35 protein-coding genes are annotated in these 21,115 nt (G+C 68.2%); 1 reads left to right on the top strand and 34 read right to left on the bottom strand.

Annotated features, from left to right (window positions below; all coding sequences use genetic code 11):
• Positions 1-107: 107 nt before the first annotated feature.
• Positions 108-560, top strand: coding sequence for a hypothetical protein (locus E4N63_RS13015; RefSeq protein ID WP_125626795.1), 453 nt, complete (start codon positions 108-110; stop codon positions 558-560).
• A gap of 172 nt (positions 561-732) precedes the next feature.
• Here the strand turns inward: E4N63_RS13015 and E4N63_RS13020 are convergent, their stop codons facing one another.
• The 34 genes from E4N63_RS13020 to panD all read right to left on the bottom strand — a co-directional run bounded on the left by E4N63_RS13020 (position 733) and on the right by panD (position 20,568).
• A complete protein-coding gene (locus tag E4N63_RS13020; RefSeq protein ID WP_228429317.1) occupies positions 733-1,215 on the bottom strand; it encodes a VOC family protein in 483 nt (160 codons plus the stop codon).
• Between the two features lie 130 nt (positions 1,216-1,345).
• A complete protein-coding gene (gene truA, locus E4N63_RS13025) occupies positions 1,346-2,257 on the bottom strand; it encodes a tRNA pseudouridine(38-40) synthase TruA (protein ID WP_230240745.1) in 912 nt (303 codons plus the stop codon).
• A 111-nt stretch (positions 2,258-2,368) separates the two neighbouring features.
• Positions 2,369-2,920 carry a 50S ribosomal protein L17 gene (rplQ, locus tag E4N63_RS13030; protein WP_125623734.1) on the bottom strand — a complete coding sequence of 184 codons (552 nt, stop codon included), beginning with the start codon at positions 2,918-2,920 and terminating at the stop codon, positions 2,369-2,371.
• A 183-nt stretch (positions 2,921-3,103) separates the two neighbouring features.
• Positions 3,104-4,126 (bottom strand): DNA-directed RNA polymerase subunit alpha, encoded by a 1,023-nt coding sequence (locus tag E4N63_RS13035; RefSeq protein WP_010473911.1) that lies wholly within the window; start codon positions 4,124-4,126, stop codon positions 3,104-3,106.
• 119 nt (positions 4,127-4,245) lie between these two features.
• Positions 4,246-4,872, bottom strand: a complete 627-nt coding sequence (gene rpsD / locus E4N63_RS13040) for a 30S ribosomal protein S4 (RefSeq protein ID WP_019707844.1) — start codon at positions 4,870-4,872, stop codon at positions 4,246-4,248.
• A gap of 28 nt (positions 4,873-4,900) precedes the next feature.
• Positions 4,901-5,305 (bottom strand): 30S ribosomal protein S11, encoded by a 405-nt coding sequence (gene rpsK / locus E4N63_RS13045; protein ID WP_009715860.1) that lies wholly within the window; start codon positions 5,303-5,305, stop codon positions 4,901-4,903.
• A gap of 102 nt (positions 5,306-5,407) precedes the next feature.
• Positions 5,408-5,788, bottom strand: a complete 381-nt coding sequence (gene rpsM / locus E4N63_RS13050; RefSeq protein ID WP_019707843.1) for a 30S ribosomal protein S13 — start codon at positions 5,786-5,788, stop codon at positions 5,408-5,410.
• A 163-nt stretch (positions 5,789-5,951) separates the two neighbouring features.
• Entirely contained in the window at positions 5,952-6,065 is a 114-nt protein-coding gene (gene rpmJ / locus E4N63_RS13055) for a 50S ribosomal protein L36 (protein ID WP_003956441.1), read from the bottom strand.
• Between the two features lie 61 nt (positions 6,066-6,126).
• Positions 6,127-6,348, bottom strand: coding sequence for a translation initiation factor IF-1 (gene infA / locus E4N63_RS13060; protein ID WP_003956442.1), 222 nt, complete (start codon positions 6,346-6,348; stop codon positions 6,127-6,129).
• Positions 6,349-6,541: 193 nt separating this feature from the next.
• Positions 6,542-7,384 carry a type I methionyl aminopeptidase gene (map, locus tag E4N63_RS13065; protein WP_230240746.1) on the bottom strand — a complete coding sequence of 281 codons (843 nt, stop codon included), beginning with the start codon at positions 7,382-7,384 and terminating at the stop codon, positions 6,542-6,544.
• A gap of 121 nt (positions 7,385-7,505) precedes the next feature.
• On the bottom strand, positions 7,506-8,162 hold the full coding sequence (locus E4N63_RS13070) for an adenylate kinase (protein ID WP_125623732.1): 657 nt from the start codon (positions 8,160-8,162) through the stop codon (positions 7,506-7,508).
• Positions 8,162-9,478 (bottom strand): preprotein translocase subunit SecY, encoded by a 1,317-nt coding sequence (secY, locus tag E4N63_RS13075; RefSeq protein WP_125623731.1) that lies wholly within the window; start codon positions 9,476-9,478, stop codon positions 8,162-8,164. The genes E4N63_RS13070 and secY overlap by 1 nt, the downstream gene beginning before the upstream one ends.
• 207 nt (positions 9,479-9,685) lie before the next feature.
• Positions 9,686-10,141 (bottom strand): 50S ribosomal protein L15, encoded by a 456-nt coding sequence (rplO, locus tag E4N63_RS13080; RefSeq protein ID WP_043466728.1) that lies wholly within the window; start codon positions 10,139-10,141, stop codon positions 9,686-9,688.
• 1 nt (position 10,142) lies between these two features.
• Positions 10,143-10,325, bottom strand: a complete 183-nt coding sequence (gene rpmD / locus E4N63_RS13085; protein ID WP_019707838.1) for a 50S ribosomal protein L30 — start codon at positions 10,323-10,325, stop codon at positions 10,143-10,145.
• Positions 10,325-10,927, bottom strand: coding sequence for a 30S ribosomal protein S5 (gene rpsE, locus E4N63_RS13090; RefSeq protein ID WP_019707837.1), 603 nt, complete (start codon positions 10,925-10,927; stop codon positions 10,325-10,327). The genes rpmD and rpsE overlap by 1 nt, the downstream gene beginning before the upstream one ends.
• Positions 10,928-10,971: 44 nt before the next feature.
• A complete protein-coding gene (gene rplR / locus E4N63_RS13095) occupies positions 10,972-11,355 on the bottom strand; it encodes a 50S ribosomal protein L18 (protein ID WP_019707836.1) in 384 nt (127 codons plus the stop codon).
• A 3-nt stretch (positions 11,356-11,358) separates the two neighbouring features.
• Positions 11,359-11,898, bottom strand: coding sequence for a 50S ribosomal protein L6 (gene rplF / locus E4N63_RS13100; RefSeq protein ID WP_125623730.1), 540 nt, complete (start codon positions 11,896-11,898; stop codon positions 11,359-11,361).
• A gap of 19 nt (positions 11,899-11,917) precedes the next feature.
• A complete protein-coding gene (gene rpsH / locus E4N63_RS13105) occupies positions 11,918-12,316 on the bottom strand; it encodes a 30S ribosomal protein S8 (protein ID WP_019707834.1) in 399 nt (132 codons plus the stop codon).
• 291 nt (positions 12,317-12,607) lie between these two features.
• The gene (locus E4N63_RS13110; protein WP_003956452.1) at positions 12,608-12,793 is read right to left on the bottom strand and encodes a type Z 30S ribosomal protein S14; all 186 of its coding nucleotides are present in this window, start codon (positions 12,791-12,793) and stop codon (positions 12,608-12,610) included.
• A gap of 2 nt (positions 12,794-12,795) precedes the next feature.
• Complete coding sequence (gene rplE / locus E4N63_RS13115; RefSeq protein ID WP_019707833.1) at positions 12,796-13,356, bottom strand: 50S ribosomal protein L5; 561 nt, start codon at positions 13,354-13,356, stop codon at positions 12,796-12,798.
• On the bottom strand, positions 13,356-13,679 hold the full coding sequence (rplX, locus tag E4N63_RS13120; RefSeq protein WP_019707832.1) for a 50S ribosomal protein L24: 324 nt from the start codon (positions 13,677-13,679) through the stop codon (positions 13,356-13,358). The genes rplE and rplX overlap by 1 nt, the downstream gene beginning before the upstream one ends.
• A 3-nt stretch (positions 13,680-13,682) precedes the next feature.
• Positions 13,683-14,051 (bottom strand): 50S ribosomal protein L14, encoded by a 369-nt coding sequence (gene rplN, locus E4N63_RS13125; protein WP_019707831.1) that lies wholly within the window; start codon positions 14,049-14,051, stop codon positions 13,683-13,685.
• 124 nt (positions 14,052-14,175) lie between these two features.
• Positions 14,176-14,460, bottom strand: coding sequence for a 30S ribosomal protein S17 (rpsQ, locus tag E4N63_RS13130; protein WP_019707830.1), 285 nt, complete (start codon positions 14,458-14,460; stop codon positions 14,176-14,178).
• The gene (gene rpmC, locus E4N63_RS13135) at positions 14,460-14,684 is read right to left on the bottom strand and encodes a 50S ribosomal protein L29 (protein ID WP_019707829.1); all 225 of its coding nucleotides are present in this window, start codon (positions 14,682-14,684) and stop codon (positions 14,460-14,462) included. Before rpmC ends, rpsQ begins: the two co-directional genes overlap by 1 nt.
• A complete protein-coding gene (gene rplP, locus E4N63_RS13140; RefSeq protein WP_125623729.1) occupies positions 14,684-15,103 on the bottom strand; it encodes a 50S ribosomal protein L16 in 420 nt (139 codons plus the stop codon). Before rplP ends, rpmC begins: the two co-directional genes overlap by 1 nt.
• A gap of 3 nt (positions 15,104-15,106) precedes the next feature.
• Entirely contained in the window at positions 15,107-15,946 is an 840-nt protein-coding gene (gene rpsC, locus E4N63_RS13145; RefSeq protein ID WP_019707828.1) for a 30S ribosomal protein S3, read from the bottom strand.
• On the bottom strand, positions 15,946-16,293 hold the full coding sequence (gene rplV / locus E4N63_RS13150; RefSeq protein ID WP_039820620.1) for a 50S ribosomal protein L22: 348 nt from the start codon (positions 16,291-16,293) through the stop codon (positions 15,946-15,948). Before rplV ends, rpsC begins: the two co-directional genes overlap by 1 nt.
• A gap of 43 nt (positions 16,294-16,336) precedes the next feature.
• Complete coding sequence (gene rpsS, locus E4N63_RS13155; RefSeq protein WP_019707826.1) at positions 16,337-16,618, bottom strand: 30S ribosomal protein S19; 282 nt, start codon at positions 16,616-16,618, stop codon at positions 16,337-16,339.
• 12 nt (positions 16,619-16,630) lie between these two features.
• A complete protein-coding gene (rplB, locus tag E4N63_RS13160; RefSeq protein ID WP_019707825.1) occupies positions 16,631-17,467 on the bottom strand; it encodes a 50S ribosomal protein L2 in 837 nt (278 codons plus the stop codon).
• 39 nt (positions 17,468-17,506) lie between these two features.
• On the bottom strand, positions 17,507-17,839 hold the full coding sequence (rplW, locus tag E4N63_RS13165; RefSeq protein ID WP_030542565.1) for a 50S ribosomal protein L23: 333 nt from the start codon (positions 17,837-17,839) through the stop codon (positions 17,507-17,509).
• Positions 17,839-18,513, bottom strand: a complete 675-nt coding sequence (gene rplD / locus E4N63_RS13170; protein WP_125623728.1) for a 50S ribosomal protein L4 — start codon at positions 18,511-18,513, stop codon at positions 17,839-17,841. Before rplD ends, rplW begins: the two co-directional genes overlap by 1 nt.
• A 7-nt stretch (positions 18,514-18,520) precedes the next feature.
• Positions 18,521-19,165 (bottom strand): 50S ribosomal protein L3, encoded by a 645-nt coding sequence (rplC, locus tag E4N63_RS13175; protein ID WP_125623727.1) that lies wholly within the window; start codon positions 19,163-19,165, stop codon positions 18,521-18,523.
• 13 nt (positions 19,166-19,178) lie between these two features.
• On the bottom strand, positions 19,179-19,487 hold the full coding sequence (gene rpsJ, locus E4N63_RS13180) for a 30S ribosomal protein S10 (protein WP_004571821.1): 309 nt from the start codon (positions 19,485-19,487) through the stop codon (positions 19,179-19,181).
• Positions 19,488-20,136: 649 nt separating this feature from the next.
• Positions 20,137-20,568 (bottom strand): aspartate 1-decarboxylase, encoded by a 432-nt coding sequence (gene panD, locus E4N63_RS13185; protein ID WP_125623726.1) that lies wholly within the window; start codon positions 20,566-20,568, stop codon positions 20,137-20,139.
• Positions 20,569-21,115 lie beyond the last annotated feature (547 nt).

Genomic DNA, 21,115 nt, shown 5'->3' on the forward strand with positions numbered 1-21,115 from the left:
CGGTTCCGGCGACCGCTGACGGGCCCGCGCAAGGGCTGTCCAGCCCAGCGGCGCGCCACTAGTGTTCGGACCTTCTACGGGGCGTACGGGGCGAGGGAGCGGGAATCGTGGCGGAAGCCTGGACCACCAAGGAACAACTGGCCGCCGCGATGGACCACTTCATGCGGCAGCTCCCCGGGTGGCGGCGGCCCGCCGCCCACGGGCTGGGCCTGATCACGCCCTCGGGCACCGAGTTCCCCGTGGTCAACGCCGGTGAGCACTATCTGCCGGCCGCCGTGCTCTCCACCGTCTGCGAACACCGGGTCGGCACCCGCACCTACCCCGTCACCGTGGACCAGCTCGACGAGGCCATCGGGCTCCTCGCCCCCGCCGAGGCGTGCCCCGACTACGACCACCCCAATCTCGCCGCCTGGCGCCACCTCCGCCACCGGCTCCCGGACACGGTGGACTACGACGCGCCCGCGAGCCTGGTCGCCGTTTTCGTCGACCGGCTCGACGACCCGCCCGCCGGCGCCCACGACGCCCGCTTCCGCCACCTCCTCGCCCAGCGCGCCGGCTGAGGCTCCGCGGCCGGCGGTCTCCTCGGCCGTCGTACGGGCCGGCGAAGCGCACCGTCCGTGACCGGGACCCCCGTGCGCCCCGGTCACGGACGAGGCGGCCGGCGCACGGCCCCGCCGGCCGCTCCCGCCGGGCCTCCCCGGCCCCGGCGGCAGCCCGCCCTCGCCGGGCGGGCTACGCGCCCTCGTAGGCCTTCCGGAGCTCCGCGATGTCGAGCTTCTTCATCCCGAGCATCGCCTCCGTCGCCCGCTTGGCCTTCTCCGGGTCCGGGTCGCCGACCATGTCGAGGAGCACGCTCGGAATGATCTGCCAGGACACCCCGAACCTGTCCTTCACCCAGCCGCACTGGACCTCCTGGCCGCCCCCCTCGGTGAGCCGGTCCCAGTAGTGATCCACCTCGGCCTGGTTCTCGCACTTGATCTGGAACGAGATGGCCTCGGTGAAGCTGAACTCCGGTCCGCCGTTCAGCGCGACGAACTTCTGGCCGTTGATCTCGAAGTCCACGGTGATCACCGAGCCCGCGGGCCCGGGACCGGCCTCGGTGTAGCGGCTGGTCTTCCCGATCCGCCCGTCCTCGAAGACCGAGGTGTAGTACTGCGCCGCCTCTTCGGCACGGCCGTCGAACCACAGACAGGTGGTGAAGCCCTTTTCGATCATGGGTGCCCTCCTGGAGCGCGAGAGTGTTTACCCATACCGACCGCCCCGGGACGGCAAACTCATCGCTGCTCCGGCGGAGAATCACCGCCGCCCGGACGCCCCGCCCGGAGTCGCCGGCCACCCCGTCCCGTCACCGGTGGCGGCGGCGACCGCGGCCCGCTACCGCCCGGCCGCCCCGGAGCAGCCGCCACCCCGGCAGGCTCCGCTTGTTGCGGGCCGCCAGATTGCGGGCCGCCAGCTGGTCGTCGGCCGGGTAGCCGACCTCCTCCAGGGTCAGCCCGTGCGGCCGCACGACGTTGACCGCCGAGTGCCGGACCCGCCCCGCCAGGACCTCGGCCGGGAAGCCCACCGGGCGGTGCCCGTCGCCGACCAGCAGCATGGACCCCACCAGCGCACGCACCATGTTGTGGCAGAAGGCGTCCGCCCGCACGGTCGCCACCGCCAGCCCGGCGTCCTCCTCCCCCGGGCCCGGCCGCTCCCAGTGGAGGTCGAGCAGCGTCCGGATGGTGGTCGCGCCCTCGCGCTTCTTGCAGTACGCGGCGAAGTCGTGCTCCCCGAGCAGCCTGGCCGCGGCCTCGTTCATCAGATCGACGTCCACCGGCCGGTCGTGCCACAGAACGTGACCGCGCCGCAGCGGATCCACACCACCGCGGTGATCGCCGACCCGGTAGGCGTAACGCCGCCAGATCGCCGAGAACCGGGCGTTGAAGTGCGGGGGCGCCTGGCTCACCCGCCAGACCCGCACATCGTGCGGCAGCCGCCCCGCGAGCCGCCGCAGCAGCTTCCCGCCGTGCTCGGCCCAGACCTCCTCCGCCAAGTCGACGTGGGCGACCTGGCCCCGGGCGTGCACTCCGGCGTCCGTGCGCCCGGCCACGGTCAGCTCGACCGGGTACGGCAGCCGCATCACGACCCGCAGCGCGTCCTCCAGCTCCCCCTGGACCGTGCGCCGCTCGCGCTGCCGCGCCCAGCCCGAGAAGTCCTTCCCGTCGTAGGAAAGGTCCAGCCGCACCCGTACGTGTCCCGGCTCAACGTCGTCACTCATCCGAAGATCCTCTCACCAGACGCGGAACGGGCCCGCCCCAGAGAACTGGAGCGGGCCCGTCCGTACAGCCTGCTGTGGCAGCCGGCCGTGGAGCGGAAGGCGGAGCCTGGATCAGGCGTCCTTCTTCTCCTCGCCGGACTCCGTGGCCTCGGCGGCCTCGGCCTCGGCGGTCGGAGCCTCGGACTCGGCGGCAGCCGCCTCGCCCTGGTCCTTCTTGAGGTCCGCGACAGCCTGGTCACCGGCGGTGTCCTTGGCGGAACGCTTGGTGGCGGCCTCGGCCTCGCCGACAGCGGTCTGCTGCACGGTCAGCGCCTCGACCAGCTCGATGACGGCCATCGAGGCGTTGTCACCGCGACGGTTGCCGATCTTGGTGATCCGGGTGTAGCCACCCGGACGGTTCTCATACCGCGGGCCGATCTCCGTGAACAGGGTGTGGACGACACCCTTGTCGCGGACCGTCTGGAGCACCTGGCGGCGGTTGTGAAGGTCGCCCTTCTTCGCCTTGGTGATCAGACGCTCGGCCACCGGGCGCAGCCGGCGGGCCTTGGCCTCGGTGGTGGTGATGCGGCCGTGCTCGAAGAGCGCGGTGGCGAGGTTCGCCAGCATCAGCCGCTCGTGCGCGGCGCTGCCGCCCAGACGGGCACCCTTGGCGGGCTTCGGCATGTGTGTCTCCTCAGTCTCTGCACCGGCCGTATCAGGTACCGGTGTCAGTGTCCGTACGGGCTCGTGCCCGCCGGAACCCGGGAACCGGCGGTTCCCGGAGGCTTGCGTCCGGGCCGGGCGCCCGGCGGGGCGGCACCCCGGCACCCGGTGCCGGGACCACCACCCCGCCGGAGGCGGACCGGCTCAGTACTGCTCGGTCTCCACGAAGCCCGCGTCCGCGTCGTCGTCCGCCCCGAAGGCGTCCGCGGCGGCGGTCGGGTCGAATCCGGGCGGGCTGTCCTTGAGGGCCAGGCCCATTCCGGCCAGCTTCGCCTTGACCTCGTCGATCGACTTGGCACCGAAGTTGCGGATGTCCAGCAGATCGGCCTCGCTCCGCGCCACGAGCTCGCCCACGGAGTGGATGCCCTCGCGCTTGAGGCAGTTGTACGACCGGACCGTGAGCTCCAGCTCCTCGATCGGCAGCGCCAGATCGGCGGCCAGGGCGGCGTCCGTCGGCGACGGGCCCATGTCGATGCCCTCGGCGTCGATGTTGAGCTCGCGGGCCAGACCGAACAGCTCGACCAGGGTCTTGCCGGCCGACGCCATGGCGTCACGGGGACGCATGGCCTGCTTGGTCTCGACGTCGACGATCAGCTTGTCGAAGTCGGTCCGCTGCTCGACACGGGTGGCCTCGACCTTGTACGTGACCTTGAGCACCGGGCTGTAGATGGAGTCCACCGGGATCCGGCCGATCTCCTGGCCCAGCTGCTTGTTCTGGACGGCGGAGACGTAGCCGCGACCGCGCTCGACGGTCAGCTCCATCTCCAGCTTGCCCTTGCCGTTCAGCGTGGCGAGGACGAGGTCCGGGTTGTGCACCTCGACACCGGCCGGCGGCGCGATGTCCGCCGCCGTGACCAGCCCGGGGCCCTGCTTGCGCAGGTACATCACCACGGGCTCGTCGTGCTCCGAGGAGACGACGAGCTGCTTGATGTTGAGGATGAGGTCGGTGACGTCCTCCTTGACGCCCGGCACGGTCGTGAACTCGTGCAGGACCCCGTCGATCCGGATGCTGGTGACGGCGGCACCGGGGATCGAGGAGAGCAGCGTACGGCGGAGGGAGTTGCCGAGGGTGTAGCCGAAGCCCGGCTCCAGCGGCTCGATCACGAACCGGGAGCGGTATTCGTCGACGACCTCTTCGGTCAACGAGGGGCGCTGAGCGATCAGCATGGACGTACTCCTTCAGTCTTCGGCACCCGCTATTTGATGCCGGACAATCCCAAGGATACGGGCGGCCGCCGCGAGTCTCCCCCGCTTCGGCCGCCCGCCCCCTCAGCTGTTACGAGCCCTTACTTCGAGTAGAGCTCGACGATCAGCTGCTCCTGCACCTGGGTGTCGATCACCTGGCGCTCGGGCAGGCTGTGCACGAGGATCCGCATCTTCGACGGGATGGCCTCCAGCCACGCCGGAACGGTCTTCTCGCCGGCCTCCGCCCGAGCGACGACGAACGGCGTCAGCTCCAGCGAGGACTTGCGGACCTCGATGATGTCGTTCACGGACACGCGAGCCGACGGGATGTCGTTCTTGCGGCCGTTGATGGTGATGTGACCGTGCTTGACCAGCTGACGGGCGTGGTCGCGGGACTTGGCGAAGCCCGCTCGGTAGACCACGTTGTCCAGCCGGGTCTCGAGGATGCGCAGCAGGTTCTCGCCGGTCTTGCCCTGCTTGCGGTTGGCTTCCTCGAAGTAACCACGGAACTGCTTCTCAAGGACACCGTAGATACGAGCGGCCTTCTGCTTCTCACGCTTCTGCAGCAGGTACTCGCTGTCCTTGGTGCGCCCGCGACCGTGCTCACCCGGGGGGTAAGGACGGATCTCGATCGGGCACTTCGCGCTCTCGCACTTGCTCCCCTTGAGGAAGAGCTTCTGCTTCTCCCGACGGCATCGCTTGCAGTCGGCCCCGGTGTAACGCGCCATTGTTTGTTTGTCTCCTACTTCAGCCGGCTCAGACGCGACGGCGCTTGGGCGGCCGGCATCCGTTGTGCGGGGTGGGGGTCACGTCCTGGATCGAGCCGACCTCGAGGCCGGTGGCCTGGAGGGAGCGGATCGCGGTCTCACGGCCGGAGCCGGGACCCTTGACGAAGACGTCGACCTTGCGCATGCCGTGCTCCTGCGCGCGGCGCGCGGCCGACTCGGCGGCCATCTGCGCGGCGAACGGGGTCGACTTGCGCGAGCCCTTGAAGCCGACGTGGCCGGCCGAGGCCCAGGAGATCACGTTGCCCGTGGGGTCGGTGATCGAGACGATGGTGTTGTTGAACGTGCTCTTGATGTGAGCGTGCCCGTGGGCGACGTTCTTCTTCTCCTTGCGGCGCACCTTCTTGGCGCCGGCCGTACGGCTCTTCGGAGGCATACTCAGAAACTCCTGTGGAGGTGGTCGGTCCTACCTGCCGGACCGCGGTGACAGCGGACCCCGGGACGCATCCCGGAGGACCGCAGTGGCGTCCGGAGCGGACTACTTCTTGCCCGGCTTCTTCTTGCCGGCGATCGCGCGACGCGGGCCCTTGCGGGTGCGGGCGTTGGTGCTCGTACGCTGACCGCGGACGGGCAGACCGCGGCGGTGGCGCAGACCCTGGTAGCTGCCGATCTCGACCTTGCGGCGGATGTCGGCCTGGATCTCACGGCGGAGGTCACCCTCGGTCCTGAGGTTGGCGTCCACGTACTCGCGGATCTTGATCAGATCCTCTTCGGCCAGGTCCCGGACACGGGTGTCCGGGTTCACGCCCGTGGCGGCCAGCGTCTGCTGGGCCAGGGAGCGCCCGATACCGAAAACGTAGGTGAGGGCGACCTCGACGCGCTTCTCGCGCGGGAGGTCAACGCCGGAAAGGCGTGCCATTGATTGGCTCCTGATTGCATCGGAGGTCTTCCACAGCATCTCTCCCGGCGGTCCGGCCGCCGGGTCCCCGGCCTCCGCCGGGGGTGTCGTCCCTGCGCGAGGGACGGATGACTGCGGTTCTGTCTGTGTTGCGTCGCGCGAACTGCTTCAGTGCGGGTCGGTGTCAGCCCTGGCGCTGCTTGTGGCGCAGGTTGTCACAGATGACCATGACCCGGCCGTGACGGCGGATCACCTTGCACTTGTCGCAGATCTTCTTGACGCTCGGCTTGACCTTCATGGGATGTGAGGTTCTCCGGGTCGTGCGACCGCACCGCCCGAAGGCGAAACGATCACGAGATCTACTTGTAGCGGTAGACGATCCGGCCGCGCGTCAGGTCGTACGGAGAGAGCTCCACCACGACCCGGTCGTCGGGAAGAATACGGATGTAGTGCATCCGCATCTTGCCGCTGATGTGCGCGAGGACCTTGTGACCGTTCTGGAGCTCCACCTTGAACATGGCGTTCGGCAGAGACTCGATCACGGTGCCCTCGATCTCGATGGCACCTTGCTTCTTGGCCACGCTTCGCCTTTCGAATCGGCTACCTTGATCGGCTCACGGCATGCCCGAGGACAGGCGTGACCCGACGTGTCAGTCTACGCGACGGCAACCGGAAAGACTAATCAGGTTTCCCCCGTGCGGAGATCCTTACGCCTCCGCGCCGCCGCCGGTCTTGTCCCTCCGCCCCGGCCCCGCCGCCGTCGGAGGCCCCGGCTCAGGATCCGGCGCAGGGGTCCGGGGCCGTCGTGACCCCGTACTCCGCCAGCTTGGCCCGGCCGCCGTCGAAGGCGGTGAGCACCAGCGGTCCCTCCTCGGTGAGGGCCACCGAGTGCTCCCAGTGGCTGCTCCAGCTGCCGTCGTCGGTCTTGACGGTCCACTCGTCGGCGAGGACGTGCGTCCTGGGGGTGCCGAGGCTCACCATCGGCTCGATCGCGATGCAGAAGCCGGGCACCAGGCGCGGGCCGCGGCCGCGCCTGCGGTCGACGTAGTTCAGCAGATGCGGGTCCATGTGCATCTCCGAGCCGATGCCGTGGCCGCCGTAGTCCTGGATGATCCCGTACTTGCCGCCGGACGGACGGGGCTGGCGGCGGATGTAGCCCTCGATCGCCTTGGAGATGTCCACCAGGCGGTTGCCCTGCTTCACCGCGGCGATGCCGGCCCACATCGACTCCTCGGTGACCCGGCTGAGCTCCAGCAGCTCCGGTGCGTGGCCACCGCCGACGAACACGGTGAGGGCGGCGTCGCCGTGCCAGCCCTCGATCACCGCTCCGGCGTCGATGGAGATGATGTCCCCGTCGCGCAGCACGGTCGTGGTGTCCGGGATGCCGTGCACCACCACGTCGTTGACCGAGGTGCAGATGGTCGCCGGGAATCCGCCGTAGCCCAGGAAGTTGGACTTGGCGCCGTGCTCGGCCAGCACCTTGCGGGCGATGTCGTCGAGGTCCTTGGTCGTCGCCTCCGGGACCGCCGCCGCCCGGCACGCCTCATGGATGCGCGCGACGACCAGCCCGGCCTCACGCATCTTCGCGATCTGCTCCGGAGTCTTGATCTCCACCATGGGGGCGCCTTCCGCCTTCCGTCGTCACCGGATCAGCTCACCGTCCGGTCCGTGCGTACACAACAACGGTACGGCCGCGATGCCCCGAGGGGCGCCGCGGCCGTACCGTACTTCTCTGTTCTCAGGCCGCCTGGCGGTCGAGTGCCGCCATCGCCCGCTCGGTGACCTCGGCGACCTTGCCGAGCGCCGAGATCGTGACCACCAGGCCCTGGGCCCGGTAGTAGTCGATGATCGGCTCGGTCTCCCGGTGGTAGACCTCCAGTCGCTTGCGGACGGTCTCCTCGCGGTCGTCCTCACGCTGGTAGAGCTCGCCACCGCACTCGTCGCAGACGCCGTCGGTCTTCGGCTTCTTGTACTCGACGTGGTAGGTGTGCGCGCTGTTGCTGCGGCAGGTCCGCCGGCCGGCGATCCGCTTCACGACCTCGTCCTCGGGGACCTCCAGGTCCAGCACGGCATCCAGGGCGATGCCCTGTGCGGCGAGGATCTCGTCGAGCGCCTTGGCCTGGTCGAGATTGCGCGGGAAGCCGTCCAGCAGAAAGCCCTCGGCGGCGTCCGCCTGGCTCATGCGGTCCTTCGCCATTCCGACCGTCACCTCGTCGGGGACGAGCTCCCCGGCCTTCATGAACTCCTGCGCCTGCTTGCCGAGGGGCGTGCCCTGGCTGATGTTGGCGCGGAAGAGATCACCGGTGGAGATGTGCGGAATGGAGAGATTCTTGGCCAGGTACGCGGCCTGCGTACCCTTTCCGGCGCCAGGCGGCCCGACGAGGACGATTCGCATCAGCGGAGGAACCCTTCGTAGTTACGCTGCTGAAGCTGGCTCTCGATCTGCTTCACCGTCTCCAGACCGACACCCACGATGATGAGGATGCTGGTTCCGCCGAAGGGGAAGTTCTGATCGGCGTTGAACAGAACCAGTGCCACCGTTGGCACCAATGCGATCAAGCCCAGGTACAGCGAGCCCGGCCACGTGATGCGGTTGAGCACGTAGCTCAAGTACTCAGCGGTCGGACGTCCAGCCCGGATGCCCGGGATGAAGCCACCATACTTCTTCATGTTGTCGGCGACTTCTTCGGGGTTGAAGGTGATCGCCACGTAGAAGAACGCGAAGAAGATGATCATCACAAAGTAGACGATGATGTACATCGCGCTGTCGGGTGAGACCAGATTCGCCTGAATCCAAGTCGCCCACCCGGCGGTGGAGTTGCTGAACTGGACCAGCAGGGCCGGAATGTAGAGCAGCGAGGCCGCGAAGATGACGGGAATCACACCCGCCTGGTTCACCTTCAACGGAATGTAGGTGGACGTACCGCCATAGGACCGGCGGCCGATCATGCGCTTCGCGTACTGCACCGGAATACGGCGCTGCGCCTGCTCGACGAAGACCACGAGCGCGACCATCGCCAGACCGACCGCGATCACGGCGCCGAATTCCAGCCAGCCGTCCATGATCTTGCCCGAGAGCTTGATCTGCCACAGCGAGCCGGTGAACCCGGCGGCGATCGCGATGAACATCAGGATCGACATGCCGTTGCCGATGCCGCGGTCCGTGATGAGCTCGCCGAGCCACATCACCAGGGCCGTGCCGGCGGTCATGGTGATGACCATGACGGCGGTCGTGAAGATCGACTGGTCCGGGATGATCTCGGACGCCCGGTCACAGCCCGGGAAGAGCGAGCCGCTGCGGGCGGTGGCCACCAGACCCGTGCCCTGCAGAACACCGAGCGCCACGGTCAGATAGCGGGTGTACTGCGTGATCTTCGCCTGGCCGCTCTGGCCCTCCTTCTTCAGGGCCTCGAGCCGCGGAATCACCACCACGAGCAGCTGCAGAATGATGCTGGCCGTGATGTACGGCATGATGCCGAGGGCGAAAATCGTCAGCTGCAGCAGTGCGCCGCCGCTGAACATGTTGACCAGGCCGAAGAGATCGCCGCCCTGGCCCTTCGCCGCATCCATGCAGTAGTTGACGTTGACGTAGCTGACCCCGGGGACCGGAATATGGGCCCCGAGTCGGAAGAGCACGATGATGCCCAACGTGAACAGCAGCTTCTTGCGCAGGTCGGGCGTCTTGAACGCCCGGGCGAACGCGGTGAGCACGGTGCCTCCTGCGCCCCCCGCGCCAGGCGCGAGAGGTGACGGTCTTGAGGGTCGACGGATACAAAGCAGTCAATAGCCGCGGAGGCACACGCCACGCGGACAGTAACGCACGCCACCTTACCGGCGGACGTGCCCCGGGCGGAACGACCAACCGGGGATGCCCCGTTAGGGCATCCCCGGTTGGTCCGTTCAAGCGGCCCGGCGAACTCAGACGAGTTCGGTCACGGAGCCACCGGCGGCGGTGATCTTCTCCTTGGCGGAGCCGGAGACGGCGTCGACCGTCACCTGCAGCGCCACGGACACCTCACCGGTGCCGAGCACCTTCACGAGCTGGTTCTTGCGAACCGCGCCCTTGGCGACCAGATCGGCCACCGTGACCTCGCCACCCTGCGGGTAGAGCGCGGCCAGCTTGTCCAGGTTCACGACCTGGTACTCGGTGCGGAACGGGTTCTTGAAGCCCTTCAGCTTCGGGAGACGCATGTGGAGGGGCATCTGCCCGCCCTCGAAGCGCTCCGGAACCTGGTAGCGGGCCTTCGTACCCTTGGTGCCACGACCAGCGGTCTTACCCTTGGACGCCTCGCCACGACCCACACGGGTCTTGGCGGTCTTGGCGCCCGGGGCGGGCCGGAGGTTGTGGACCTTCAGCGGCTTCTCGTCCGCCATGTCAGTCGACCTCCTCAACCGTGACGAGGTGCCGCACGGTCTGCGCCATGCCGCGGATCTCGGGACGGTCCTCCTTGACGACCACGTCGTTCACACGCTTCAGGCCGAGCGAACGAAGGGTGTCGCGGTGGTTCTGCTTGCTGCCGATGTAGGACTTCTTCTGCGTGATCTTGAGACGGGCCATCACGCACCCGCTCCCGCACGCGCCCGCAGCAGAGCCGCGGGGGCGACGTCCTCCAGGGGCAGGCCGCGGCGGGCGGCGATCTCCTCCGGGCGCTGAAGCCCGCGGAGAGCCGTCACCGTGGCGTGCACGATGTTGATCGGGTTCGACGAGCCGAGCGACTTGCTGAGCACGTCGTGGATGCCCGCGCACTCGAGCACGGCACGCACCGGGCCACCCGCGATCACACCGGTACCGGGGGAAGCGGGCTTCAGCAGGACGACGCCCGCGGCCTTCTCGCCCTGGATCGGGTGCGGGATGGTGCCCTGGATCCGGGGGACCTTGAAGAAGTGCTTCTTGGCCTCCTCCACACCCTTGGCGATGGCAGCCGGCACCTCCTTGGCCTTGCCGTAACCGACACCCACGGTGCCGTCACCATCGCCCACCACGACCAGCGCGGTGAAGCTGAAGCGACGACCACCCTTCACAACCTTGGCAACACGGTTGATCGCGACAACGCGCTCAACGTACGCGGTCTTCTCGGCGGCAGCGCCGCCGTCCCGGCCCTTACGGTCCCGCCGCTCGCCGCCACCGGCGCCGCCACCGCGGCGCTGGGGTCCAGCCATTGGATTTACCTCTCTCGTTTACGTCCGCTGCTACGGAACCGTGCTCAGAACTTGAGCCCGGCCTCGCGGGCGGCGTCGGCCAGAGCGGCGATCCGCCCGGCGTACTGGTTGCCACCGCGGTCGAACACCACGGTCTCGATACCGGCGGCCTTGGCCCGCTCGGCCACCAGGGCGCCGACCTTCTGAGCCTGGGAGCTCTTGTCGCCCTCGTTACCGCGGATGGAGTCGTCCAGGGTCGACGCGGAGGCCAGCGTGTGGCCCGCGATGTCGTCGATGACCTGGGCGGTCATGTGGCGGTTGGAGCGCGTCACGACCAGGCGGGGACGCTCCGGGGTACCGGAGATCCGCTTGCGGACGCGGATGTGGCGACGCTTGATGGCGGCGCGCTTGCGGGCGTCGCCCTTAGCGATCTTCACGCCGAATGCCATGGCTTACTTACCAGCCTTTCCGACCTTGCGCCGGATGACCTCGCCGGCGTACTTCACGCCCTTGGCCTTGTACGGGTCGGGCTTCCGCAGCTTGCGGATGTTGGCCGCGACCTCGCCGACCTTCTGCTTGTCGATGCCCTCGACACTCAGCTTGGTCGGGGACTCCACCGTGAAGGTGATGCCCTCGGGGGCCTCGATCAGGATGGGGTGGCTGTAGCCCAGCGCGAACTCCAGGTTGGAGCCCTTCGCCTGGACACGGTAACCGACACCGCTGATTTCAAGCTTCTTGCTGTATCCCTGGGTCACCCCGGTGATCATGTTCGCCACCAGCGTGCGGGACAGGCCGTGCAGGGCCTTGTTCTGACGCTCGTCGTTGGGGCGGCTGACGGTGATGACACCGTCCTCGCCCTTGCTGACCTCGATGGGCGCGGCAACGGTGTGCGAGAGGGATCCCTTGGGACCCTTCACGGCGACCGTCCGGCCATCGATGGTGACGTCCACGCCGGCGGGAACCGGGATGGGGAGCTTGCCGATGCGCGACATTGCAGTTCCTCCTTCCCGACTACCAGACGTAGGCGAGGACTTCCCCACCCACGCCCTTCTTCTGCGCCTGCTGGCCGGTGAGCAGCCCGTGGGACGTGGAGATGATCGCCACGCCCAGGCCGCCGAGAACCTTCGGCAGATTGGTGGACTTTGCGTAGACCCGCAGGCCCGGCTTCGAAATCCGCTTGATGCCGGCGATCGAGCGCTCGCGGTTCGGGCCGAACTTCAGCTCGAGAACGAGGTTCTTGCCCACCTCGGCGTCCTCGGTCTTCCAGCCGGTGATGAAGCCCTCCTGCTGGAGGATCTCCGCGATGTGCGACTTGATCTTGCTGTGCGGCATCACGACGGTGTCGTGATAAGCCGAGTTGGCGTTTCGCAGACGAGTGAGCATGTCTGCGATCGGATCGGTCATGGTCATGATGGCCTTCGGCCTCTCTCGCCGGGGTTTCCTATCTGCGCCATCCCTCTCCCCGGGGTGTGTTCCGGGACGGGTGCGGCGCGGGGACCTACGGCGTAGTAAGTGTCATAGCGGGCTGTGCCCGCGGACGGCCATGGACGGCGAACGCCCAACCCTTCCACTCTACGGGACCCGTGGAGTGGTCCGGGCCGGGCCCTCGCCAGCCACGTGCTTACCGAGAGTCCTGGCTGGTCCCTGCGTCCCGTCGCCCGGGGACCACCCGCGAGGGGCGGGGCCGGGCGGCGGGAGGGATTACCAGGAGCTCTTGGTCACGCCCGGCAGCTCGCCGCGGTGCGCCATCTCACGGAGGCACACACGGCAGAGGCCGAACTTGCGGTAGACGGAGTGCGGCCGGCCACAACGCTGGCAGCGCGTGTACGCGCGCACGCCGAACTTCGGCTTGCGGGCGGCCTTAGCGATCAGAGCCTTCTTCGCCACGGTCAGTTCTCCTTGAACGGGAAGCCGAGGTGACGCAGCAGGGCACGGCCCTCGTCGTCGTTGGTCGCCGTGGTGACCACGGTGATGTCCATGCCCCGGACCCGGTCGATCTTGTCCTGGTCGATCTCGTGGAACATGACCTGCTCCGTGAGACCGAAGGTGTAGTTGCCCCGGCCGTCGAACTGCTTCGGCGACAGACCGCGGAAGTCGCGGATGCGCGGCAGCGCGAGCGACAGCAGCCGGTCCAGGAACTCCCACATGCGGTCACCGCGGAGGGTGACGTGGGCGCCGATCGGCTGGCCCTCGCGCAGCTTGAACTGCGCGATGGACTTGCGGGCCTTGGTCACGGACGGCTTCTGGCCGGTGATCGTGGCGAGGTCGCGGATGGCGCCCTCGATCAGCTTGGAGTCGCGGGCGGCGTCGCCCACACCCATGTTGACCACGATCTTGGTGAGGCCCGGGATCTGCATGACGTTCTCGTAGGAGAACTCTTCACGCAGCTTGCCCGTGATCTCCTCGCGGTAGCGCTGCTTGAGGCGCGGGGTCACTGTGGTGGCACTCATCAGATGTCCTCACCGGTCCGCTTGGCAACGCGGATCTTGTTGCCTTCGTCGTCGAAGCGGTAGCCGACACGCGAGACGACCTTCTTGCCGTCCTTCTCCACCACGAGCTGAACGTTGCTCACGTGGATCGGGGCCTCGGTCGTGACGATGCCGCCGGTCTTCGAACCGCGGGCGGTCTGGCCGGCCTTGGTGTGCTTCTTGACCCGGTTGACACCCTCGACCAGGACGCGGTCCTCGCGGGGGAAGGCCTGGATGACCTTGCCCTGCTTGCCCTTGTCCTTACCGGTGATGACCTGGACCAGGTCGCCCTTCTTGATCTTCATCGGTTACAGCACCTCCGGCGCGAGCGAGATGATCTTCATGAACTTCTTCTCGCGCAGCTCCCGGCCCACCGGGCCGAAGATGCGGGTGCCGCGGGGGTCACCGTCGTTCTTGAGGATGACGGCCGCGTTCTCGTCGAAGCGGATGTACGAACCGTCGGCGCGGCGGCGCTCCTTCACCGTGCGAACGATGACCGCCTTGATGACGTCACCCTTCTTCACGTTGCCGCCGGGAATCGCATCCTTCACGGTGGCGACGATGACGTCACCGATGCCCGCGTAGCGTCGACCGGAGCCACCGAGAACACGGATGCAAAGGATCTCCTTCGCCCCCGTGTTGTCGGCGACCCGCAGTCGCGACTCCTGCTGGATCACGTCTATCTCCTGATCGTCTGCCGGTTCCCGGCAGGGGCCCTCTCGGAGCCCCTGCCGAGCCTGGCGGAACTGTCCTGAGGAGAAACCTCAGGCTGTATCACGTGCCGTTCCCGGACGGGAATGACTACTTGGCCTTCTCGAGGATCTCGACGATGCGCCAGCGCTTGGTGGCGGACAGCGGCCGGGTCTCCATCAGGAGGACGCGGTCGCCGACACCGGCAGCGTTCTGCTCGTCGTGCGCCTTGAGCTTGTTGGTACGGCGGACGACCTTGCCGTACAGCGCGTGCTTGACGCGGTCCTCGACGGCGACGACGACGGTCTTGTCCATCTTGTCGCTGACGACAAGGCCCTCACGGGTCTTGCGGAAGCCGCGCTCGCTGTTGTTCTCAGTCACATTCGTCTCGCTCATCAGGCGCTCTCCACCGTCTCGATGCCGAGCTCGCGCTCACGCATCAGGGTGTAGATGCGGGCGATGTCCTTGCGGACGGCCTTCAGCCGGCCGTGGTTCTCGAGCTGTCCGGTCGCCGCCTGGAAGCGGAGGTTGAACAGCTCCTCCTTGGCCTCGCGAAGCTTCGCAACGAGTTCCTCGTCGTCCAGCTCACGCAGCTCGGTCGCCTTGGTACCGGCCGCCATCACGACTCACCTGCCTCGCGCCGGACGATCCGGCACTTCATCGGAAGCTTGTGGGCGGCGCGGATCAGCGCCTCCTTGGCTACCTTTTCGTTCGGGAAGGACAGCTCGAACATCACCCGGCCGGGCTTGACGTTCGCGACCCACCACTCGGGAGAACCCTTACCGGAACCCATGCGGGTCTCGGCGGGCTTCTTGGTGAGCGGGCGGTCCGGGTAGATGTTGATCCAGACCTTGCCGCCACGCTTGATGTGACGGGTCATGGCGATACGAGCGGACTCGATCTGCCGGTTGGTCACATAGGCCGGGGTCACGGCCTGGATGCCGTACTCGCCGAACGCCAGCTCCGTACCACCCTTGGCCATACCACTGCGCTTGGGGTGGTGCTGCTTGCGGTGCTTGACCCTACGAGGGATCAGCATGGGTCAGCTCTCCTTTCCGGCAGCGCTCGGCTCAGCGGCGGCGGCAGCGGGAGCCTCGGCCTTGGCCTCGGCGGCCGGAGCCGACTGCTGCTGGGGCTTACGACCGCGGCCACCGCGCTCGCCACCACGGCCACCGCCACGGGCCGGCCGGTCGCCGCCGCCGCGAGCGGGGCGGTTACCGGCACGGGCGGCGGCGTTCTCGGCCCGAACCTCGGCGATGTTCTTGACGTCGCCCTTGTAGATCCACACCTTCACGCCGATGCGGCCGAAGGTCGTCTTGGCCTCGAAGAAGCCGTAGTCGACGTTCGCGCGGAGGGTGTGCAGGGGCACACGGCCCTCGCGGTAGAACTCCGAGCGGGACATCTCGGCGCCGCCGAGGCGGCCACCGCACTGGATCTTGATGCCCTTGGCGCCAGCCTTCATCGTCGACTGCATGCTCTTGCGCATGGCGCGACGGAAGGAGACGCGGGAGGAGAGCTGCTCGGCGACGGCCTGCGCGACCAGCTGGGCATCCGTCTCGGGGTTCTTGACCTCGAGGATGTTCAGCTGGACCTGCTTGCCGGTGAGCTTCTCCAGCTCGCCGCGGATGCGGTCGGCCTCCGCGCCGCGACGGCCGATGACGATGCCCGGCCGGGCGGTGTGGATGTCGACGCGGACGCGGTCACGGGTGCGCTCGATCTCCACCTTGGAGATACCGGCGCGCTCCATGCCCTTCGTCATCATCCGGCGGATGGCGACGTCTTCCTTGACGTAGTCCTTGTACAGCTTGTCGGCGTACCAGCGGGACTTGAAGTCCGTGGTGATGCCGAGCCGGAACCCGTGCGGGTTAACCTTCTGGCCCATTACCGGGTTCCTTCCTTGCTGCTGACGACCACGGTGATGTGGCTGGTCCGCTTGCGGATCCGGTAGGCGCGGCCCTGGGCGCGCGGCCGGAACCGCTTCAGGGTCGGGCCCTCGTCGACGTACGCCTCGGAGATGACGAGGCTGCCGGCGTCGGTGTGGTCGTAGTTGTGCGCGGCATTGGCGATGGCGCTGTCGAGCACCTTGGCCACCGGCACGCTCGCGGCCTGCGGGGCGAAACGCAGGACCGCCTGAGCCTCCGTGGCATCCATGCCACGGATGAGGTCCACCACGCGGCGGGCCTTCATGGGCGTGACGCGGATGTACCGCGCCTGGGCCCTGGCTTCCATGGTTGTCCCTTCGGTGTCTGTCATGGTCTTCACACCCCGCCCGTCAACGACGCTTCGACTTGCGGTCGTCCTTGACGTGGCCGCGGAAGGTGCGGGTCGGCGCGAACTCGCCGAGCTTGTGGCCGACCATCGACTCGGTGATGAACACCGGGACGTGCTTGCGGCCGTCGTGCACCGCGATCGTGTGGCCGAGCATGGCCGGGACGATCATGGAGCGGCGGGACCAGGTCTTGATGACGTTCTTGGTCCCCGCGTCGTTCTGTACGTCCACCTTCTTGATCAGGTGGTCGTCGACGAAGGGCCCCTTCTTGAGACTGCGCGGCATCTGAACCCGCTCCTAGCGCTTCTTGTTCGTCTTGCGGCGGCGGACGATGTACTTGTTGCTGGCCTTCTTCGGCGAGCGCGTACGGCCCTCCTTCTGACCCCACGGCGAGACCGGGTGGCGACCACCGGAGGTCTTGCCCTCACCACCACCGTGCGGGTGGTCGACGGGGTTCATCACGACACCGCGGACGGTCGGGCGGACGCCCTTCCAGCGCATGCGGCCGGCCTTGCCCCAGTTGATGTTCGACTGCTCGGCGTTGCCGACCTCGCCGACCGTGGCGCGGCAGCGGACGTCGACCAGGCGGATCTCACCGGACGGCATGCGGAGGTGGGCCATGGAGCCCTCCTTCGCCAGCAGCTGCACCGAGGCGCCCGCGGAGCGGGCGAACTTGGCGCCGCCGCCGGGCCGCAGCTCGATGGCGTGCAGCGTGGTACCGACGGGGATGTTGCGCAGCGCCAGGTTGTTGCCCGGCTTGATGTCCGCGCCCGGCCCGTTCTCGATCCGGTCGCCCTGCTTCAGACCGCGCGGGGCGAGGATGTAGCGCTTCTCGCCGTCCACGTAGTGCAGCAGCGCGATGCGCGCGGTGCGGTTGGGGTCGTACTCGATGTGCGCGACCTTGGCCGGCACGCCGTCCTTGTCGTGACGACGGAAGTCGATCACGCGGTAGGCGCGCTTGTGGCCACCGCCCTGGTGGCGAACGGTCACACGACCGGCGTTGTTACGGCCGCCCTTGCTGTGCAGGGGGCGGACCAGCGACTTCTCCGGCGTGGACCGCGTGACCTCGACGAAGTCGGCGACGCTGGAGCCACGACGGCCCGGGGTCGTCGGCTTGTACTTGCGGATACCCATTTCTCAGTCCTCGTCCGATTCCGGACGACTCGGACTCCCTTAGGAGACCGGGCCGCCGAAGATGTCGATACGGTCGCCCTCGGCGAGGGTCACGATGGCGCGCTTGGTGTCCTTGCGCTTGCCGTAACCGGTGCGGGTGCGCTTGCGCTTGCCCTGCCGGTTGATCGTGTTGACCCCGGTGACCTTGACCGAGAAGACCGCCTCGACGGCCTGCTTGATCTGGGTCTTGTTGGCGCGCGGGTCGACGATGAACGTGTACTTGTTCTCGTCCAGCAGCGCGTAGCTCTTCTCCGAGACCACCGGCTTGACCAGGATGTCACGGTGGTCCGTGAAGGTCTTGCTGGTGACCGCGGTTGCCGTTGCCTCGCTCATCAGGCGTTGCTCCCTTCGAGCTCAGCCTCGGAGGCGACAGCCTTGGCGGCCGCGGCGGGACCCGCCACGAAACGCTCGTAGGCGGCCTGCGTGAAGACCACGTCGTCGGAGACGAGCACGTCGTACGTGTTCAGCTGGCCCGGCTCCAGGAGGTGGACCTGGGGCAGGTTGCGGGCGGAGAGCCACGCGGCCTCGTCGGACCGCTCGGCGACCAGGAGCAGGTTCTTGCGCTCGCTGATCCGGCCCAGCAGGGTCTTCGCGGCCTTGGTGGAGACCTCGCCCTCGACCACGCCGGTGACGACGTGGATGCGGCCGTGGCGCGCCCGGTCCGAGAGGGCACCGCGGAGCGCGGCGGCCTTCATCTTCTTCGGGGTCCGCTGCGAGTAGTCGCGCGGCACGGGACCGTGCACGACGCCACCACCGGCGAACTGCGGCGCGCGGGTCGAGCCCTGACGGGCGCGGCCGGTGCCCTTCTGGCGGTACGGCTTCTTGCCGCCGCCGCGGACCTCGCCACGGGTCTTGGTCTTGTGCGTGCCCTGACGGGCAGCGGCCAGCTGTGCGACAACGACCTGGTGGATCAGCGGAATGCTGACCTGCGCGTCGAAGATCTCCGCGGGGAGCTCGACGGTCCCGGCCTTGTCGCCTGCCGGCGAAAGGATGTCAATGGTGCTCATCGTTACCTCAGGCCCCCTTGGCCGCGGTACGGACCAGGACGAGGCCGCCGTTCGGACCAGGAACCGCTCCCTTGATCAGGAGCAGGCCCTTCTCCGCGTCAACGGCATGGACGGTCAGGTTCTGGGTGGTGACCCGCTCGTTGCCCATGCGGCCGGCCATGCGCAGGCCCTTGAACACGCGGCCCGGCGTGGCGCAGCCGCCGATGGAGCCCGGCGAGCGGTGCTTGCGCTGGGTGCCGTGGCCGGCGCCGAGGCCGGCGAAGCCGTGGCGCTTCATGACACCGGCGGTGCCCTTGCCCTTGCTGGTGCCGGTCACGTCGACCTTGACACCGGACTCGAACACCTCGGCGGTGACCTCCTGGCCGAGCGAGTACTCACCGGCATCGGTGGTACGCAGCTCCACCAGGTGGCGGCGCGGGGTGACGTCGGCCTTGGCGAAGTGGCCCTTGAGGGGCTTGTTCACCTTGCGCGGGTCGATCTCGCCGAAGGCGATCTGGACGGCGTCGTAGCCGTCGGAGTCAGCGGTACGGACCTGGGTCACGACGCACGGACCGGCCTTGACGACGGTGACCGGGACGACACGGTTGTTCTCGTCCCACACCTGCGTCATGCCGAGCTTCTCGCCCAGGACGCCCTTGATCTGCTTAGCCATCTCGCGCGTCACCTCAGAGCTTGATCTCGATGTCGACGCCCGCCGGCAGGTCGAGACGCATGAGCGAGTCGACGGTCTTCGGCGTGGGGTCGAGGATGTCGATGAGGCGCTTGTGCGTGCGCATCTCGAAGTGCTCGCGCGAGTCCTTGTACTTGTGCGGCGACTTGATGACGCAGTACACGTTCTTCTCTGTGGGCAGCGGCACCGGGCCCGCGACCGACGCACCAGTGCGCGTCACCGTCTCGACGATCTTCTTCGCCGAAGTGTCGATGACCTCGTGGTCGTAGGCCTTGAGCCGGATGCGGATCTTCTGTCCCGCCATGGCTACTTCGTAGTCCTGTCTCTCGTAACGCTCTGGGACCCGGCGGGTGAGCGTCTTTTCTCCGACCCACGCGGTCGGGCGTGTCGCACTCCCGCCAGTACGGATTTCCCGAAGGATTTCCCTGCTGAGGGGGTGCGGCCCGAAGACCGCGAGCCGGGGGAAGACACCCACCGGGCGCCTGGCCGGTACCCCGCTGACGCTTCCCGGAAGATTCCCGTACTTCCGCCCCTGATGAGAGGCGACGAGTACTGCGGGACTCGCTTCCAGTCCTCCCGGCGGGAGGCGCGCAACATCGGCACTCAACCGAGCAACCTGGACAGTGTGCCACACGGGGCGTCCCCGTCGCCAATTGGGAACCGGGGATCGTACCCCGGCGAACGGGCCCGGAATCCTCCCCCGCCCCGGCCTTCCGCGAACCCGGCCGCGGAAGGCGGCAGTCCGGGCCCAACCGGGGCATGCCACACCTTCGGGTGAAGAGGTCACCGATACGACCGGACCACCCGCCGGCCGTACCGAGGAGATCTTCGCCGGGGGGTGAGGGGGGCGGCTGCCCGGCTCACCCTGGTGCGGGCCGGGCAGCCGCCCTGCCCGGCTCCGCGGCTGTCCCGCTCCAAGGACTCCGGCCGGGCTCCGCCCCGTTCCGCGTCCCTCAGCCGACCGGGACGGGCGGGACCGCCTGAGGGCTGCGGCGCTGGTCGGTGCCCGGGACCGGCTCGGAGGCGTCGCTGCCGAGCCGGACGATGCGGTTGTCCGCGTCGACGTGCACCACGCGCGGCTCGAGCGCCCGCGCCTCGGCGTCGTCGACCTGGGCGTAGCTGATGAGGATGACCAGGTCGCCGGGGTGCACGAGATGGGCGGCGGCGCCGTTGATGCCGATGACGCCGGAGCCCCGCTCGCCCTCGATGACGTACGTCTCCAGCCGGGCGCCGTTGGTGATGTCGACGATGTGCACCAGCTCACCGGGGAGCAGATCGGCGGCGTCCAGCAGATCGGCGTCGACGGTGACGGAGCCGACGTAGTGCAGGTCGGCCTGGGTCACGGTGGCACGGTGGATCTTGGACTTGAACATAGTACGGAACATCGGTGCGCTCCTGCGAGTAGGCTCCCTGCCTGCGTTCTTGCAGGTCAAGGGCTGTTTCCATACCTTACAGCCAGTCGCGCCTCCGGGCAGCTCCCCGGGGTTTCCGGAATGCACGCTGACCGAATACCGACTGCCCTGACGGTGCGTCGGACGCCGGAAGGAATGCCCGGGGCCGTCCTCCCCCGGGCCGTCCGTCACGAGCCGCCCGGATCAGCGTACGCAACGCCCCCCGAAGTTCTTCGTGACGATCGCCACAACGGCACTCGGCCCGGCCCGGCGGTACGCGGGGTCTGGACAGCCGCCGAGCGGCGTGCTGTCATTCCGCTGTCGCAAGGTTTCCAACGTTGAAAGAACCGCTGACCGATACCCGTAGCGGTCTTCCGCCGTGCCCGCGGGCCTCCGGCTGGAGCCCGGTCCCCCGTGGCGACGGTGTCCCGACAGCCACCGGCCTCCAGGTGAACGCGCAGGTGGACAGGAACGCCACCGGCACTCTCACCCGCCGCCGTCTGCCGGCTGTCTCCGGTCCCGAGCCCCCTGTGCGAGGAAA

Origin of the sequence: Streptomyces sp. MNU89, assembly GCF_020982505.1 — a bacterium.
GTDB classification, from domain to species: Bacteria; Actinomycetota; Actinomycetes; order Streptomycetales; family Streptomycetaceae; genus Streptomyces; species Streptomyces xinghaiensis.